Genomic DNA, 17,801 nt, shown 5'->3' with positions numbered 1-17,801 from the left:
ATCTTTAGGTTTTGGGTTCCGAGGGGGCATTTGACTATGTCGGGGGAAGGCGTGAGCGCAGGCAAGGGGCGTGCGACCCGTAGCGCGGCCGGGGGGCTGAAGGTCGAGCGGGTGTGGACCACCGAGGGCGTCCACCCCTACGACGAGGTCACCTGGGAGCGCCGCGACGTCGTGATGACCAACTGGCGTGACGGCTCGATCAACTTCGAGCAGCGGGGTGTCGAGTTCCCCGACTTCTGGAGCGTCAACGCGGCCAACATCGTGACGACCAAGTACTTCCGCGGCGCGGTCGGGACGCCGCAGCGGGAATGGTCGCTCAAGCAGCTCATCGACCGCGTGGTGAAGGCGTACCGCGCGGCGGGGGAGGAGCACGGCTACTTCGCGGCACCGGGCGACGCCGAGGTCTTCGAGCACGAGCTGACGTGGATGCTGCTGCACCAGGTGTTCAGCTTCAACTCGCCGGTGTGGTTCAACGTCGGCACGCCCTCGCCGCAGCAGGTCAGCGCCTGTTTCATCCTCGCCGTCGACGACTCGATGGACTCGATCCTCGACTGGTACAAGGAGGAGGGCCTGATCTTCAAGGGTGGGTCCGGCTCCGGGGTCAACCTCTCCCGCATCCGCTCCTCCAAGGAGCTGCTCTCCAGCGGGGCACCGCGTCCGGCCCGGTCAGCTTCATGCGCGGCGCCGACGCGAGCGCCGGCACGATCAAGTCGGGCGGCGCCACGCGGCGCGCGGCCAAGATGGTCATCCTCGACGTCGACCACCCCGACATCGAGGAGTTCGTGCAGACCAAGGCGAGCGAGGAAAACAAGATCCGCGCCCTCCGCGACGCCGGCTTCGACATGGACCTGGGCGGCAAGGACATCGTCAGCGTCCAGTACCAGAACGCCAACAACTCGGTGCGCGTCTCCGACGAGTTCATGCGGGCGGTCGACGGGGGCGACAGCTTCGACCTGCGCGCCCGCCTCGACGGCTCGGTCGTGGAGACCATCGACGCCAAAAAGCTGTTCGGCTCGATCGCGCAGGCCGCGTGGGAGTGCGCCGACCCCGGCCTGCAGTACGACGACACGATCAACGACTGGCACACCTGCCCCGAGACCGGCCGCATCACCGCGTCGAACCCCTGCTCGGAGTACCTGCACCTGGACAACTCCTCGTGCAACCTCGCCTCGCTCAACCTCATGAAGTTCCTGCGGGCCGACGGCGGCTTCGAGGTGGAGAAGTTCGTGCGGTCGGTCGAGTTCGTCATCACGGCGATGGACATCTCGATCTGCTTCGCCGACTTCCCGACCGAGAAGATCGGGATCACCACCCGCGCCTACCGCCAGCTCGGCATCGGGTACGCCAACCTCGGCGCGCTGCTGATGGCCTCCGGCCTGCCGTACGACTCGGAGGGCGGCCGCGCGGTCGCCGGCGCGATCACCTCGCTGATGACCGGCACCGCCTACCGGCGCTCGGCCGAGATGGCCGGCGTGGTCGGGGCGTACGAGGGGTATGCGCGCAACGCCGAGCCGCACAAGCGGGTCATGCGCAAGCACGCCGCGGCCAACGACGAGATCAAGCCGTCGCACCCGATGGCCGCCTCGATCGTGCGCGAGGCCACCAAGCAGTGGACCCAGGGCAACAAGGTCGGCGACAAGAACGGCTGGCGCAACTCGCAGGCCTCCGTGCTCGCGCCCACCGGCACGATCGGCCTGATGATGGACTGCGACACGACGGGTGTGGAGCCCGACCTGGCGCTGGTCAAGTTCAAGAAGCTGGTCGGCGGCGGCTCGATGCAGATCGTCAACCAGACGGTCCCGCGGGCGCTGCGCGCTCTCGGATACCCCGAGGAGCAGGTCGAGGCGATCGTCGAGCACATCTCCGACCACGGCCACGTGATCGACGCGCCGGGCCTCAAGCCGGAGCACTACGCGGTGTTCGACTGCGCGATGGGCGAGCGTTCGATCGCGCCGATGGGACACGTGCGCATGATGGCGGCGGTGCAGCCGTTCATCTCCGGCGCCATCTCCAAGACGGTCAACATGCCGGAGTCGGCCACCGTCGAGGACGTCGAGCAGATCTACTACGAGGGCTGGAAGCTCGGCCTCAAGGCGCTGGCCATCTACCGCGACAACTGCAAGGTCGGCCAGCCGCTGTCGGTCGCGAAGAAGCCGGCCGCCGAGGTGGCCGTCGCGCCGGAGAAGGTCGTGGAGTACCGCCCGATCCGCAAGCGCCTGCCGAAGAAGCGCCCCTCCGAGACGGTCTCGTTCTCGGTCGGCGGGGCGGAGGGCTACCTCACCGCCTCGTCGTACCCGGACGACGGCCTCGGCGAGGTCTTCCTCAAGATGTCCAAGCAGGGCTCCACGCTGGCCGGCGTGATGGACGCGTTCTCGGTGGCCATCTCCATCGGCCTGCAGTACGGGGTGCCGCTGGAGACGTTCGTCGGCAAGTTCACCAACATGCGCTTCGAGCCGGCGGGCATGACCGACGACCCGGACATCCGCATGGCGGCGTCGGTGATGGACTACATCTTCCGGCGGCTGGCGCTCGACTTCCTGCCGTACGAGCGCCGTGCCGAGCTGGGCATCTTCACCGCCAAGGAGCGCGCCGCCCAGATCGCGGCCGAGTCGGAGGGCACCACGCTCGACCTGGCCGGCATGGCCCAGTCGGCCCCGGTCTCCGCACCCGTCCCGCCCCAGTCGGCCACCTCCGAGGAGGCGCCGGCCAAGCCACTGCTCCAGGTGGGCTCGTCGACCGAGCTGCTGGAGGCCGTGATCGGCAAGGCGGCGGACGCGCCGCTCTGCTTCACCTGCGGCACCAAGATGCGGCCCGCGGGCAGCTGCTACGTCTGCGAGGGCTGCGGCTCCACCAGCGGCTGCAGCTGAGCGACACCCCGGCGCCCGATCGCGAGATCGGGCGGGCGCTGTGTTTTGTCGGGCGCGGTCGCGTGCACGGGAGGCGCGCTCGCGTGGCTCCCGGACCGGCCTGATGCCCCGCCTTCGCGGCCGACCGGCGCCAGTGAACGCACGTCTCAAGCTGGGCGCATTGCTGCGCCCAGCTTGAGAGCCCCCTGGGCGTGGGTCGGGTCGGGACTGGTCGGCCAACCGCGGAGGCGGACCTAGAGACGTTCGCGGTCGGGGTGAGCCTTTTCTGGAAAGTTCAACCCCCGACGAGATGGCGGGCTACTGCGATGTCCGCCGTGGTCCGGACCGTTACTCCAGCGGCCTTGCCCTCCGCGGTGCTCAGGCGCCCCGTGCGGCCGCCGACGGGTCCGGGATTGTGGCCGGAGCCGGGCAGATAGTTGTAGGGCTGCGCCCCCACAAGGGCGGATCCATATCACGGTCCGATCTTCGGCCTGAAGGGCTGGTCGACCGCCGAGGGTAAGGCCGCGCGCGGCCCGTCCTGCGGGACCGTGAGCTTCGAGATCACCCCCTGGATTCGCGGGAGCGGGCTCTTTGGGGTGAGCTGGGGGACTGCGGAGGGTGAGGCCGCGGGAGCAACGGTCCGGACCACCGCGGACGCCGCGGTAGCCCGGATCTGCTTCTAATTGGATCGTCTGAAACGGCTACCACGGTCGCACCCCCGCCTAGAGTCTTTCCGGGCCGTCGGACACGCGGGTGAAGTACATGTGCCAGTTGGTCTCCCACGCGCCGTCCCCGGTCGCGAAGGCCTGCTGCCAGTGCACCCCGTCCGCGGTGATGTCGGACCAGATGAAGCGCACCCGCACCGGTTGCCCCTCCCACACGTCTGTGCCCGTGAACTCGCCCACGCCGTCCACGAACCGCCCCACCACCGGCGGGTCCATGCGGCCCGTGCGGCTGCTGACCCAGTAGAGCGACCAGAGTTCCGTCGCCGGGTCGTACGTGCGGACCGTCGCGCCGCGCCAGCCCTTCGTGGGGAAGACGATCTCGTCGAAGTTGCCGGCGCCCTCGAAGAACGCCCGTGACGCCGCGCGCCCGGGGAACTCCTCCCACTCGTCGCTGCCAGCCAACCGCTTGGTCAGGTAGCGGTTCGTGACGTCCCAGGTGCCGATGAGGAAGTCGAAATTGTTCATGCGGGCATCATGCGGGGTGGCGACTGACAGCCTGTGGCAGGAATTCCGGCGACGTTTTCGTGGCGGCCGGCTAGGTTTGTGGGCGTGCATCTTGGCGTGCTTCCTCCACCCGTCCGCTAGCGGGCGGCTTCTCCACTGAGCCCACGCCGCCGGACCGGTCCTGAGGTCCCGCGGCCGATGGCTGCCGCCCGCATCCCCGCGGTCCCGTCAGCCATCCACAGTGGAGTCTTCGCATGCCTTTCCTCTTCATCGCCGTCGCCGCTGCCGCCTGGGGTTCGGGCGGAGCGGCCGCGGCCATCCTCTACCGGGACAGCGGTCTCGGCCCCATCGCCGTCTCCTGGTGGCGGATGGTCATCGGCGTCGCCATCCTCGGCGCGGTGCTCGCATTCCGCCGCCGCCGGGCCGCCCCCGCGCCGCGCCGCGCGAGAAGGCGCGACCTCGTCGCGATCGGTCTCGGGCTGGCCGTGTACCAGACCGCGTTCTACGGCGCGGTCGCCTACGTCGGGCTCGCCGTCGCCACGGTCGTCACGCTCGGCGCGGGTCCGGTGCTGATCGCGTTCGGCGCGCGGGTCACGATGGGCGAGCGCCTCGGCCGGGCCGGCGCGGTCTCCGTCGTGCTCGCGCTCGCCGGCCTCGCCCTGCTGACCAGCGGATCAGGCGGCACCGGTACCCGTCCCGCGCTCGGCCTTGCCCTCTCGCTCCTGTCCGCGTGCGGCTACGCGGGCGTCACGCTCCTGACCCGCGCCCGGGGCACCTCGGGGCAGGCGTACGACACCGCGTTCGCCGGCTTTGTGGTGGGTGGGGTGTGCCTGCTGCCGTTCGCGCTGGTGGAAGGGCTCCTGCCGGCCACCGTCACGTACAGTGCCGGCACGCTCGCGTGGCTGCTCTACCTCGGTGCTGTGCCGAGCGCGCTGGCGTACGGCCTCTTCTTCGCAGGCCTCGCCCACGTGCGCGCGGCGACCGCCTCGGTCGTGGCGCTGCTCGAGCCGGTGGTGGCGGCCGGGATCGCGGTGGCGCTGCTGGGGGAGCGGCTCTCGACCGCGGCGATGGCCGGCACGGTGGTACTGCTCGGCGCGGTGGCCGCCCTGCTCGTCACCGAGTCGGCCTACGAGCCGGCGGTGACGTAGGCCGGCGATAGGGTTCGGGGCGTGGACCGGCTCGCGCCCCGAACCCTGCACGAGCCACACCCGTCCCGGCTGTCCCCCGAGCACCCCCGCCGCGCCGAGATCATCGCGGCCCACGACGCGGCGCTCGCGGCCGGAGAGGCGGGCTACCTCGACCCGGACACGGGCCTCTTCGTGCTGACCGCCGCCTTCCACGCCAAGCGCGGCTCGTGCTGCGGGCGCGGGTGCCGCCACTGCCCGTACGTGGACGGCGACCCCGCCGGCTGAAGCGTCGGCAGGCCGACTGGCCAGGACCGGGAGCGCCGGGCGGAGGGTACTGTCCGGCCATGGCGAAGTTTGTCGTGGTCGGGGCCGGGATCGTGGGCCTCGCCGTCGCGCACCGGATCACCCAGGACTTCCCGGATGCGCAGGTGACCGTGCTGGAGAAGGAGGACCGCGCGGCGGCGCACCAGACCGGCCACAACTCCGGCGTGATCCACGCGGGCGTGTACTACAAGCCGGGCAGCCTCAAGGCGACGCTCTGCCGGGCGGGTTCGCGGTCGATGGTGGAGTTCTGCGCCGAGCACGGCATCCGCCACGAGGTGTGCGGCAAGCTGATCGTCGCCACCGACGCCGAGGAGCTTCCCCGCCTGCGCGCGCTGCACGAGCGGGCGGTGGCCAACGGCCTGCCGGTGCGCCTGCTGACGAGGGAGGAGGCGACGGAGTACGAGCCGCACGTCAACTGCGTACAAGCCCTCCACGTCGCCTCGACCGGCATTGCCGACTTCGCCGCGGTGTGCAACACGCTCGCCGCGCTCGCCGAGAAGGCGGGTGCCGAGGTGCGCTTCGGCACCAAGGTGACCGGCATCGTGGCCCGCGACGACCGGCAGATCATCGAGACGACGGCGGGCGACATCCGCGCCGACGTCCTGGTGAACTGCGCCGGCCTCCACGCCGACCGCGTCGCACGGCTGGCCGGGGTGGACCCGCCGGCGCGGATCATCCCGTTCCGCGGCGAGTACTTCGAGCTTCGCCCCGAGCGGCGTGACCTGGTGCGCGGCCTGATCTACCCGGTGCCCGACCCGCAGTTCCCGTTCCTGGGCGTGCACCTCACGCGCATGGTCGACGGCACCGTCCACGCTGGACCCAACGCCGTGCTCGCGCTCGCCCGCGAGGGGTACAGCTGGCGTCGCGTCAACCCCCGCGACATCGCCGACTTCGCCGTCTACTCCGGACTGTGGCGGCTGGCGAGGCGCCACCTCGGCCACGGCCTGACCGAGGTGCGCCGCTCGCTCTCCACCCGCCGCTTCGCGCAGAGCCTCGCCCGCCTGGTGCCGGAGGTGACCGAGGGCGACCTTGTGCGCACCGAGGCGGGCGTGCGGGCACAGGCCATCGCGCCGGACGGTTCGCTGGTCGACGACTTCCTGATCGTGGCGAGCGAGCGGCAGGTACACGTGCTGAATGCCCCCTCGCCGGCCGCCACCAGCTCCCTCGAGATCGCAAAACACATCGTGTCGCACCTTCCGGGCTTTCCTGCCGCCGCCTGAGGCCCTATCGTGGCCGACGGACCGGATCCGGCAAGGCCGTCGCCGATCAGGAGGACCCACGACCGTGCGGACGCGTGCGCGACGCCTCAGCGCCAGCCTGTTGCTGCTGCTCCTCGCCGGCTGCGGAGCGGAGGCCGCCGCCGACACGCCCGCCCTCCCGCGCCGGTGGCGCCCGAGATCCCGCGGCCGCCGCGGGTGGGGTGTGCCAGCTGCTCGACTACGTGCTGATCGAGCGGATCGTGGGCGTCAAGTTCGACATCGCCGGCGCGCAGAAGGTCGACAAGACCTACTCCTGCGCCGTCCAGTCGATGGGCGCCGCCCGCCCCGACCTGGTGCTGTCCGTGACGGTGACGACCGCCGACGCCGAGGTCTTCCAGGAGGAGCTCGTCCCCGAGGGCGGCGCGAGCGTCAAGGGCCTGGGCAAGGCCGCCTACCGCCAGATCCGCGGCGCCGGCGGCTCCGCCGGCCCGGGCGTCGAGGTGGGCTGGCTGACCGCCGACGCCCGGCTGATCATCCTCCGCTACACCTTCGCACCCGGCCAGCCACGCACGGCGGCGGACGCGCTCGCTCCCAAGCTGGTAGAGCTCGCAAAGGAAATCAACCAAACGAGCGTCTAGGCGCGCCGCCCGACGCCCGCCGAAAACCAAACCCAACCAGACGCGGGCTACCGCGATGTCCGCGGTGGTCCAGACCGTTGCTCCCGCGGCCTCACCCTCCGCGCTGGGCCAGCTCAGGGCGCGGGCCGTTCCACGGCCTCACCACCCGCACGTCCTGCCGGCTGACCACGGCACGATCCCTGGGAGTTGATCAGGGAGTTGGTGGGCGTGTCGGCCGGCGTTTCCACCCACGAAGTCCCTGATCAACGACGGTCGGATGAGGCTTGCGGCGCCCACTAAGCTGCTACCGCGCGGCTCGACCCGGCCCGCTTCGAGCCCAACCGGCTTCGGGCGACCTCGGATTGCGGCACGGATCAGCCATCGTGGTCGGTGCCGGTGCGTGAGGCGTTCCCGGGGCCTCACCCTCCACGGCCAGTCGGCCTCCGGAGGGATCGTGGCGCGGATCAGCCGCGGGTTGCGCCACGGTCTCCGCAGCGCCCGTTTCCCCGCGCGGCCTCAAGCTCAGTGTGCGTCACACACGCATCGCACCGAGCCGAGGCCGCCCTGGGAGCGCGCTAGCGGGCCGCCACGAAGACGCGGGATGCCACCTCGCGGGGGAGGCGGATCTTGTCGCCGGAGCGGTCGATCGTCACTGCGTCGCGCTCCTGGGCCACCGTCACCGTCACGCCGGGGTCGACGCCCGCGGCGTGGAGCTGGCGGAGCACGTCGGCGTCGGTCTGGACGCTCTCGCAGATGCGCCGCACCACCACCTGGCCGGTCAGGCCCGGGAACGCGAGGTTGCGCTCGCCACCCTCCTCGCCGCCGGACGTGGCGGTCGCGCCGTTGCCGAGCGCGTCCAGGCCGGGGATCGGGTTGCCGTACGGCGAGCGGGTGGGGCGGTTGAGCAGCTCGTAGACCTTCTTTTCCACCGTGTCGCTCATGACGTGCTCCCAGCGGCAGGCCTCCTCGTGGGCCTCCTCGTAGGGCAAGCCGATCACGTTGACGAGCAGCAGCTCGGCGAGGCGGTGCTTGCGCATCACGGAAACCGCGTGGGAGCGGCCCGAATCGGTGAGCGCCAGGTGCCGGTCGCCCTCCACGGTGAGCAAGCCGTCGCGCTCCATGCGGGCGACGGTCTGGCTTACGGTGGGGCCGCTCTGGTGCAGCCGCTCGGCGATCCGGGCACGCAGCGGCGGCACACCCTCCTCTTCGAGCTCGAGGATGGTCTTCAGGTACATCTCGGTGGTATCGACCAAGTCGTTCACAGTGCAGCCCTCCCTGCACCATGCTACCCCGCGAAACGGCGCAACCCGTACCGCAGTGCGGCCCCGAAGGGTGGTTGACTTGACCCCGTGGCCGTACCCGACGATCTTATCGTGGACCCCTCTGACCTCGCTGCGAAGCTGGCGGAGACCACCGTCCTCGACGTCCGCTGGCGCCTGGCCGGTCCGCCCGGGCGGGACGACTACGACGCGGGCCACGTGCCCGGCGCGGTCCACTTGGACATTGACGCCGATCTCTGCGGTCCGCCGGGTGAGCGCGGGCGCCATCCCCTGCCCGACCCCGACGACCTCCAGCGGGTGCTGCGGGCGGCCGGTGTGCGCGAGGATCGCCCCGTCGTCGTGTACGACCTCGGCGACGGCCTCCCCGCCGCCCGCACCTGGTGGACGCTCCGCTGGGCGGGGCACGCGGCGGTGCGGGTGCTCGACGGCGGGTTCCCCGCGTGGGTGGCAGCCGGCCTCCCGGTGACCACCGAGGTGCCCGACCCGCCGCCGGGCGACTTCACCGTGCGGCCCGGCGCCCTGCCGGTGCTCGACGCGGCGGCGGCCGGCCACCTCGCCACCGAGGGCGTGCTGATCGACGTGCGGGCGGCACCCCGATACCGGGGCGAGGTCGAGCCGATCGACCCGGTCGCGGGACACATTCCGGGCGCGGTCAACCTCCCGACCACCGACCATCTCGAGGCTGATGGCCGGTTGCGCGCCGCCGCTGCCCTTCGGTCGCGGTTCGCGGCGGTCGGCGTCGACGATTTGGTACCCGTCGGTGCGTACTGTGGCTCCGGAATCACCGCCGCGCACACCGTGCTGGCGCTCCACCTGGCCGGCAGGACGGACGCCGCGCTCTATGTGGGGTCGTGGAGCGAGTGGATCACGGACCCCGACCGCCCCGTGGCCTGAACCCTCTCGCCCTCCTGGCGCGGGCCCGCCGCCGTGGCGCGGTGGCCCGGCTGCCGGTGCCGGGCGCCCGCGCCTACCTCGTCAGCGACCCCATCGCGATCCAGGAGGCGCTCACCCGCACCCAGCGGGAGTACGCGAAGGGCGTCGGCCGCCGCGGCCGTGAACCACTCAAGCGGGTGCTCGGCGACGGCCTGCTGACCAGCCCGCCCGACCTGCACCGGCAGCAGCGGCGGCTGGTGCAGCCGCTCTTTCACCGCGAGCGGGTGGCCGGGTACGCGGAGACGTTCACCGCGCTGGCCACGGCCGCGGCGGCGGGGTGGCGCGACGGCGAGGTACGCGACCTGCACCGCGACATGACCGCGCTCACGCTGGCGATCGTCGCGCGCACGGTGTTCGACGCGGACGTGGGTGACGCGGCGGTCACCACGGTCAGCCGCGCGCTCGCCCGCAACCAGCGCGCGCTGCGGCGCGAGATCCTTCCCGGCGGTACCCTCCTGGACCGCCTGCCCCTCCCCGCGACCCGGCGGTGGCGTGCGGACAGCGCGGCCGTCGACGCCGTGGTCTACGGGTTGATCGAGGCGCGGCGCGCCGCGCCGGGCGGGAGCGACCTGCTGAGCCTGCTGCTGGCTACCGGCATGCCGGACCGCCGCATCCGCGACGAGGCGCTCACGCTGCTGCTGGCCGGGCACGAGACGACGGCCAACGCGCTGGCGTGGACGTTCGCGCTGCTCTCGCACGACCCGGCGGCGCAGGAGCGGATCGCGGCCGGCGACCGGGAGTTCACCACCGCGGTCGTGCGCGAGTCGCTGCGCCTCTACCCGCCGGCCTGGGCGATCTGGCGCCACCTCACGGAGCCACGCGAGGTCGGTGGGCGGCGGCTGCCCGCCGGCGCGACGCTCATCCTCAGCCCGTGGGTGATGCACCGCGACCCCGCGTGGTGGCCCGAGCCCGAGCGGTTCCGGCCGGAGCGGTGGCTGGACGGGCCGCCACCCGCGCGGTACGCGTACTTCCCGTTCGGCAGCGGACCTCGCCAGTGCGTGGGCAACGAGTTCGCCGAGCTGGAATCGGTCCGGGTGACCGAGGCGGTCTGCGCGACGTGGACGTTCACGCCCGCGCCCGGCGGACGTCCTGTCGTGCCGCAACCGTTGATCACGCTGCGTCCCCGCTACGGCGTGCCGCTGCTGCTACGCGTGCGACGATGAGTCGCATGACTCCTGCGGACGGCACCGTGGTGGTGTGGGACGAGGCCCTGCTGGCGTACGACATGGGCGACCACCCCCTCGACCCGGTCCGCGTGGAGCTGACCATCGCGCTCGCCCGCGAGCTTGGCGTGCTCGACCGGCCCGGCGTCCGCGTCGTCGCGCCCAAGCCGGCCGACGACGCCGCGCTCACCCGCGTGCACCGCGCCGACTACATCGACGCGGTGCGGGCCGCTCCCGATGACCCGTTCTTCAGCGGATGGGGGCTGAACACGCCGGACAACCCCGTCTTCGACGGCATGCACGACGCGAGCGCGCTGGTCTGCGGCGCCACGCTCGCGGCCGCCGAGGCGGTGTGGCGCGGTGAAGCGCGGCGAGCGGTCAACGTGGCCGGCGGGCTGCACCACGCGATGCCCGCGCGGGCGGCCGGCTTCTGCGTCTACAACGACCCGGCGGTCGCCATCGCCCGCATGCTCGACCTGGGTGCGGAGCGCGTGGCGTACATCGACATCGACGTCCACCACGGCGACGGCGTGCAGGCCGTCTTCTACGGCGACCCGCGCGTGCTCACGGTCAGCCTGCATGAGACGCCGCTCGCGCTCTTTCCCGGCACCGGTTTTCCGGAGGAGACGGGAGGCGAGGGCGCGGAGGGTACGTCGGTCAACATCGCGCTGCCGCCCGGCACGTCCGATCCCGGCTGGCTGCGCGCCTTCCACGCGGTGGTGCCGTCGGTGGTACGCGCGTTCCGCCCGCAGGTGCTCTTCACCCAGTGCGGCGCCGACAGCCACCGCCTCGACCCGCTGGCCGACCTCCGCCTGTCCGTCGACGGCCAGCGCGCCGCCCACCTGGCCCTGCGCGACCTGGCCGACGAGCTGTGCGAGGGGCGGTGGATCGCGACGGGCGGCGGCGGGTACGCGCTTGTCGAGGTCGTGCCCCGCACCTGGACCCACCTGCTGGCCACGGCCACGGGCGACCCGATCGACCCCGCGGCGCTGACCCCGCTGGGCTGGCGCGACCTGGCCAAGCGCCGCCGCCCCGGCCGCGACGTGCCGCTGCGCATGACCGACGACGCCGACGTGTCGTACCGCCCGTGGCAGCCAGAGAGCGAGCCGGACACGATCGACCGCGCCATCATGGCGACGCGCAAGGCCGTCTTTCCCCTGCACGGCCTGGACCCGCACGACCCGAGGGACTGAACGTTAGGCGGGCGGCTGCCTCACCTCGACGACACGGCCATCCTCGAAGATCCGGACCTGGCACCGCCGGGAGAGGGCCGCGAAGACGTCGTCGACGCGGCCGCGGTGGACAGGGTCCTGGCGCAGCGTGAGCAGTTGGGGCACGTGCTGTACGTCGTCGACGACCCGCGCGACGATCCGTAGGAGGTGGCCCGCGTAGACCTTGTCATGCGTCTCCGGCCGCAGCATGCCCAGCAGGACAGGCACGCTGTCCGCGCGGGCGATGTGTTCCGCCCAGGTCGTGCCCAGGATCCCGTCGGCGGTCACGGCGGCCTGTATCAGATCGTTCACCGTCTTGGAAATCCGCCCGAGGTTGGTCAGGGCCAGAGCAGGCAGCAGCGTGTCGAGGCGGAACTGGTCGAGATCGTAGCGATCGGAGGCTGAGGAGAGGACCTCCTGCACCATTGACACGAGCTTGCGTTGCACGAGCGCCTCGTCGCCGATTTCCACCATGGCGGAAGCGATCCTCGGCGCGATCGCGTAATCGCCCAGCGCCCACAGGCCGTCGAGCCTGCCGTCGGCGAGCTCGTCGAGTGCCTCGCGCAGGGCCGGCCGTCCGGCGTCGTGCTGGAGGCTGCCGAGGGCGGTGGCGGCGCACAGGCGGGTCCAGAGGTCCACGGCGTCGCGCGAGATGATCTCCAACAGGGTGGGGACCGACTCAGGTAGCGCCTCCAGCACCGAGACCAGCGCCCAGCGGAGTTCGGGCGCCCGCCGCCGGTCGGAGATCGCCTCGGTCAGGGGGACGACGAGGTCGGGCGACGGCTTTGCCGTAAACGCGGAGAGCGCGGCAGGGTCCGCCTCCAACCAGCCGGTGTCGCTTCGCTTGAGCAGGCTGTCCAGCACGTGTCGCGCGGCCGCCGGACCCAGGATGCCGAGCGCGGCGGTGACGTAGGCCCCCACGTCCTCGGGAGGTGCGCTCGGTATGCGGGCCAGCAGCCGCTCGCCCGTGGCCACGTCCCGGGAGTGTTTGAGACCTCTGATGAGGTCGTTGCGGGTGTATCGGGTCGGCTCCGGAACGTTGTCGCTGACCTCCAGCAGCCGCTGTGCTCCGCTGGCGCCGGCGAGCGTGGCGATGGCCTCGGCCAGGGTGCTGGACCAGTTGTAGTTGTAGTCGACACGGGGTCCGGACAGCAGGCCGACCAAGACGTCGCCAGCGGGTGCGTAGCCAATCCGGCGGATGGCGCGGACCATGTAGGTCGCCGGGTAGGCATCGTCCTCGTCGCGGTCCAGATCCCAGCTGGCGAGCATGCCGGTGAGGGCGGCGGCGATCCGGACCGAGCCCGAGTCGCCAAGCGCGTCCGCGATCCACGCCCGGCGTAGCATCGCGACCTCGCGGTCGGCCAGGCAGTCCAGCAGGCGGTCGTGCAGCATCCGGCCGCCGATCGAGACAAGGACGCGGGCGGCGTCCATCGCGACCGACTCGGACGGTGTGCTGAGCATCCAGTCGTAGGTGGCGTCGATGATCGCGGGGCGCAGCCAGCGCAGGTTGACCTTCGGGGTGCCGATCAGGCAGCGCGCCGCGAGCATCAGGTCCTGGCGCAGGATGTCGTCGTCCGCCGCGAGCGGTTCGCCCGCCGCCGGCGGCTCCAGGTCGGTGGGGTCACGGCCGAGCACACCCAGCAGCAGGCCCGACGCGTCGGCGGCGCGGCCGGCCAGCAGCAGCAACACCTCTTCCCACCACGGGTCGTGCCGGTGCGCCACCACGGCCGCCACCGCGTCCGGGCCGCGCTCGCTGGCCGATACGGCGGCGAAGTACTCCTGGAGCGTGAGGTGCAGGAAGCCGTACCAGCCGGTGGCCTGGATCTTCAGCAGGCCGTACTGCGCGGCGATCTCGTCGAGGATCTCCCGCGCGTGCGCCGGCTCGATGTCGATCGTCGGCAGGAAGTCCTCGATGACGGCGAGCAGGTCGCGCTCGGGGTAGTAGCGCAGGCCGAGGCCGTGGAAGTGCCAGGCGATCTCTTCCAGCAGGTCGCGCTTGCGGTCCGTGGTGAAGCGGCCGAAGCGGCGGATCCCGCGGTGCGAGTCCCACTCCTTGAGCAGCACCTCGACGCAGCGGTCGTAGAGCTTGGCACGGCGCTCGGGCAGTTCGAGGTCGCGCTCGTACACGATGGCGACCAGCGACAGGATCAGCGGGTTGGCGGCCAGGCTGCTCATCCGCACGTTCGCCTGCAGCGCGCCCTTGAGCCCGGCGGCGCGGGTGCGGTCGGCGGCGAACCAGTTTTCGACGAACGTCACGATCTGCGGCCACGCGAAGTCCAGCACGTCGAGCACCTGGAACGCGCGCAGCCCACCCCGCCAGCCGGCCCGCCTGCAGGTGACCGCGATCGGCGCGCCCGGAAAGCGGGTGGCGATGCGGTCCACCTCGGCGGCCACGAGCTGGTACGCCCGCTCCGCCTCGTCGGCCGAGCCGCCGCCGAGCACCTCGTCCAGGCCGTCCAGCAGCAGCGCGGCCCGACCCGTGGCGAGCTGCTCGTGCAGGTGGTCGAGGGCGCCGGTGAAGCCGTACCGGTGCTCGCAGCTGTGCGCGGCGTACGCGATCACGTCGCCCATGCCGCTGTCGACGAACTCGCGCAGCTCGACGTAGATCGGCAGCGTGAGGGCGGGGGTGATCTCACCCCGGGCGGTACGCAGCGCGAGGTGCCGCAGCATCGTGGTCTTGCCCGCGCCGGGGTCGCCGAGCACGACGAAGCGCCCGAAGCGGCGTACCGCGTCCTCGGGCCGCATGGCCGTCGCCTGCGCGTCCTTGGCGTGCTTGGCGGACAGCTCGAGCAGGCGCTCGGGCGTACCCTGCGCGAGCGCCTCCATCTCCTCCTGGCTGGCGAAGCGGGTGGCCTCCTCGCGCACCTGGAGCTGCACGTACAGCGCTTCGAGGTCGAGCGGCTTGGACATGTCGAGGATCTTGAGTCGGCGCAGCTCCTCGACCAGGAGGGTGCGGTAGTGCTCGGCGGACTGGCGCAGGTCGCTCGCCTTCGCGGCGGCCCGGCGCGCCTCGTGCAGCGCCGCCTCCTCCACGCGCTCGACCTCGCGGGCGGCCTGCCGGCTGTCGTCCCACAGGGCCCGCTCCCGGGAGAGCTGGTCCTCGTACCGCAGCCGATCCCGCTCGCGCTCGGCCCGCTCCGCCTCCAGCGCCCGCTGTGCCGCCTGGGAGCGCCGCCACTGCCAGAACCCGAGGGCCGCGCTGACCAGCACGCCGGCGAGGGCGATGAGGGCGACCACCACATCGACGGGCACTCCGCCGGCGGACTGCCCGGGCGGTGCGGTCGGGGTGGGCGCGAGCGCCCAGGGGGAGAGCGGCATGTGCGTACACGTTCCGCAGCGGCACCGGACGGGTCAAGGTCGTGATGGAAACATGACTCAGAGGGAATGATGGGAGGCGTGACGCCACAAGTGCGGGACCGATCCGCCGACGTGCTGCTGACCGACGGCACCACCGTCCACCTGCGACAGATCCAGCCGGGTGACGCGGAGGGGATCGTCGCGATGCACTCGCGCTTCTCCGAGCGCACGCGCTACCTGCGCTACTTCTCGCCGTACCCCCGGATCCCCGAGCGCGACCTGCAGCGCTTCGTCAACGTCGACCACGACGCGCGGGAGGCGTTTGTCATCCAGACGGGTGGCCGGATCCTCGCGGTCGGCCGGTACGAGCGGCTCGGTCCGGAGGCGGCCGACGCCGAGGTGGCGCTCGTGGTGGAGGACGCCTACCAGGGGCGCGGGATCGGGTCGGTGCTGCTGGAGCACCTCGCCGCCGCGGCGCGGGACGCCGGGATCAGCCGTTTCGTGGCCGAGGTGCTGCCGGAAAACTCGGCGATGCTGCGGGTGTTCGCCGACGCGGGGTACCAGGTGCAGCGGCAGTACGCGGACGGCGTCGTGCACCTCACCTTCCCGATCGCGCTGACTGAGCAGTCACTTGAGGTGCAGTGGCGGCGGGAGCAGCGGGCCGAGGCGCGGTCGATCGCCCGGCTGCTCAGCCCGCGCGGCGTCGCGGTGTACGGCGCGAGCGCCAGCGGCCACGGCATCGGCGCGGCTATCCTCGGGCACCTGCGGGACGGCGGCTTCACCGGCGCGGTCCACCCGATCCACCCCAGCGCCGACACCGTGGGCGGGCTGCCCGCCCTCCGCTCCGCGCGCCTCGCCGAGGACATCGACCTCGCCGTGGTCGCGGTCCCACCGGCGGGGGTGCGCGGCGTGGTCGACGACGCGGCCGCCGCCGGCGTGCACGGCCTCGTCGTGGTTTCGGCCGGGTTCGGCGAGACGGGTACCGACGCCGGGATCGCCGCCGAGCGCGAGCTCATCCGTGCGGCCCACGCCGCGGGCATGCGGGTCGTCGGCCCCAACTGCCTCGGCGTGGCAAACACCCACGAGGAGGTACGCCTCAACGCCACGCTGGCACCCTGGATGCCGCGGCGCGGGCGGGCGGGTTTTTTCAGCCAGTCGGGCGCGCTGGGCGTGGCACTGCTCGCCGAGGCGGACCGGCGCGGGCTGGGGCTGTCGAGCTTCGTCTCGGCCGGCAACCGCGCCGACGTCTCCGGAAACGACCTGCTCCAGTACTGGGAGGACGACCCGGCGACCGACGTGGTCCTGCTGTACCTGGAGACCTTCGGCAACCCGCGCAAGTTTGCCCGGCTGGCCCGCCGGATCGGTCGCACCAAGCCGATCGTCGCGGTCGCCTCGGCAGCCCGCGCGGCCGGCGCCGCGGGTCCGGACCGGGCCGGGGTGGCCGCGCTCTTCGCGCACGCCGGCGTGATCCGGGTGGAGACGGTGGCCGAGCTCTTCGACGTGGGCGTGCTGCTGGCCCACCAGCCGTTGCCGACCGGCCGGCGGGTGGGGATCGTGGGCAACTCGACCGCGCTGACCCGGCTCGCGGCGGCCGCCTGCGCCGACGGCGGGCTGGCGGTCGCCGAGGGGTACCCGCGGGACGTGCCGCCGCAGGCGGGCGCGCACGACTTCGGCGACGTGCTCGCCGAGGCGGCCACCGACGCGGGAGTGGACGCGCTCGTCGTGGCCGTTGCGCCACCCGTTCCGGGTCAGCTGTCCGATGAGGACGCCGACTTCGCCGCGGCGCTGGCGAGCGTAGCGCTGGCCGGTGACAAGCCGACCGTCGTCACCTCCCTTGTGGACCAGATGCCGGCCGGCGTGGCCGCGTACCCGTCGGTGGAGGAAGCGGTGCGCGCGCTGTCCCGGGCCTGCGGATACGCCGACTGGCTGCGGCGTCCTCCCGGGACGGTGCCCGAGGTGGCCACAGTGGACTCCTTCGATGTCCTGACGGCGTACGGCATCGAGGTCGCGCCCTCCCTGCCGGCCGAGTCGGCGGACGAGGCGGTCGCGGCGGCCGACCGGCTGGGCTACCCGGTGGCGCTCAAGTCGGCCGGCGAGGAGCTGCGCCACCGCCTCGACCTCGGCGCGGTGCGCCTGGACCTGACCGACGAGTCAGCGGTCGCCCGGGCGTACGCCGAGATGGCCGAGCGCTTCGGGCCCGGCGTGCTGGTGCAGGCGATGGTGCCGCCGGGCGTCGCCTGCGTCGTGGAGCTGGTCGAGGACCCGGCTTTCGGGCCGGTGGTGGGATTCGGGCTGGGCGGCGTGGCCACGGATCTGCTCGGCGACCGCGCGTGGCGGCCGGCGCCGCTGACCGACCGGGACGCCGCCGCGATGGTCGACGAGCCGCGGGCCGCGCCGCTGCTGCGCGGGTACCGGGGCGCCGAGCCGGTCGACCGTGAAGCGCTGGCCCAGCTGCTGATCCGGGTGGGCCGGCTCGCGGACGAGCGGCCGGAGGTACGCGAGCTGCGGCTCAACCCGGTGCTGGCCCGCCCCGACGGCGTCTCCGTGCTGCACGCCGAGGTGGTGCTCGGCCCGCCCGCCGACCGTCCCGACACCGCGCCGCGCAGTCTCTGATACTGGGATAGATCTCCCAGAT

The 17,801-nt window shown here is 72.5% G+C and carries 11 protein-coding genes and 1 pseudogene; 9 read left to right on the top strand and 3 right to left on the bottom strand.

Features of this window, described 5'->3' with window-relative positions; translation table 11 throughout:
• Positions 1–36: 36 nt before the first annotated feature.
• Positions 37–2,867: pseudogene (locus Phou_RS09425) on the top strand (vitamin B12-dependent ribonucleotide reductase).
• Positions 2,868–3,568: 701 nt separating this feature from the next.
• Here Phou_RS09425 and Phou_RS09420 read toward each other — a convergent pair.
• Positions 3,569–4,036, bottom strand: coding sequence for a hypothetical protein (locus tag Phou_RS09420; RefSeq protein WP_173055388.1), 468 nt, complete (start codon positions 4,034–4,036; stop codon positions 3,569–3,571).
• A 233-nt stretch (positions 4,037–4,269) separates the two neighbouring features.
• On the opposite strand from Phou_RS09420, the gene Phou_RS09415 reads away from it, so the two are divergent.
• The 4 genes from Phou_RS09415 (at position 4,270) to Phou_RS09400 (ending at position 7,303) form a co-directional block, all read left to right on the top strand.
• Positions 4,270–5,163, top strand: coding sequence for a DMT family transporter (locus tag Phou_RS09415; RefSeq protein WP_173055386.1), 894 nt, complete (start codon positions 4,270–4,272; stop codon positions 5,161–5,163).
• A 21-nt stretch (positions 5,164–5,184) separates the two neighbouring features.
• A complete protein-coding gene (locus Phou_RS09410) occupies positions 5,185–5,427 on the top strand; it encodes a C1orf53 family protein (RefSeq protein ID WP_173055384.1) in 243 nt (80 codons plus the stop codon).
• A 59-nt stretch (positions 5,428–5,486) separates the two neighbouring features.
• The gene (lhgD, locus tag Phou_RS09405) at positions 5,487–6,686 is read left to right on the top strand and encodes an L-2-hydroxyglutarate dehydrogenase (protein WP_173055382.1); all 1,200 of its coding nucleotides are present in this window, start codon (positions 5,487–5,489) and stop codon (positions 6,684–6,686) included.
• 200 nt (positions 6,687–6,886) lie between these two features.
• Entirely contained in the window at positions 6,887–7,303 is a 417-nt protein-coding gene (locus Phou_RS09400; RefSeq protein WP_173055380.1) for a hypothetical protein, read from the top strand.
• 554 nt (positions 7,304–7,857) lie between these two features.
• On the opposite strand, the gene Phou_RS09395 is transcribed toward Phou_RS09400, so the two are convergent.
• Complete coding sequence (locus Phou_RS09395; protein ID WP_173055378.1) at positions 7,858–8,544, bottom strand: iron-dependent transcriptional repressor DtxR; 687 nt, start codon at positions 8,542–8,544, stop codon at positions 7,858–7,860.
• Positions 8,545–8,631: 87 nt separating this feature from the next.
• Here Phou_RS09395 and Phou_RS09390 point away from each other — a divergent pair, with 87 nt between their 5' ends.
• The 3 genes from Phou_RS09390 to Phou_RS09380 are packed head-to-tail and all read left to right on the top strand — an operon-like array spanning position 8,632 to position 11,851.
• The gene (locus Phou_RS09390) at positions 8,632–9,456 is read left to right on the top strand and encodes a sulfurtransferase (protein ID WP_173055376.1); all 825 of its coding nucleotides are present in this window, start codon (positions 8,632–8,634) and stop codon (positions 9,454–9,456) included.
• Complete coding sequence (locus Phou_RS09385) at positions 9,414–10,658, top strand: cytochrome P450 (protein WP_308784432.1); 1,245 nt, start codon at positions 9,414–9,416, stop codon at positions 10,656–10,658. Before Phou_RS09390 ends, Phou_RS09385 begins: the two co-directional genes overlap by 43 nt.
• A gap of 5 nt (positions 10,659–10,663) precedes the next feature.
• Complete coding sequence (locus tag Phou_RS09380) at positions 10,664–11,851, top strand: acetoin utilization protein AcuC (protein ID WP_173055372.1); 1,188 nt, start codon at positions 10,664–10,666, stop codon at positions 11,849–11,851.
• A 3-nt stretch (positions 11,852–11,854) separates the two neighbouring features.
• Here Phou_RS09380 and Phou_RS09375 read toward each other — a convergent pair whose 3' ends face one another.
• Positions 11,855–15,187 (bottom strand): NACHT domain-containing protein, encoded by a 3,333-nt coding sequence (locus tag Phou_RS09375; RefSeq protein ID WP_173055370.1) that lies wholly within the window; start codon positions 15,185–15,187, stop codon positions 11,855–11,857.
• 69 nt (positions 15,188–15,256) lie between these two features.
• Between Phou_RS09375 and Phou_RS09370 the strand changes: the two genes are divergently transcribed.
• Complete coding sequence (locus Phou_RS09370) at positions 15,257–17,779, top strand: bifunctional acetate--CoA ligase family protein/GNAT family N-acetyltransferase (RefSeq protein WP_371872092.1); 2,523 nt, start codon at positions 15,257–15,259, stop codon at positions 17,777–17,779.
• Positions 17,780–17,801: the final 22 nt, after the last annotated feature.

The organism is Phytohabitans houttuyneae, assembly GCF_011764425.1.
Classification (GTDB): Bacteria; Actinomycetota; Actinomycetes; order Mycobacteriales; family Micromonosporaceae; genus Phytohabitans; species Phytohabitans houttuyneae.
Note: the sequence above shows the minus strand (reverse complement) of the source record. Positions and strands in the feature narration are given on the sequence as shown.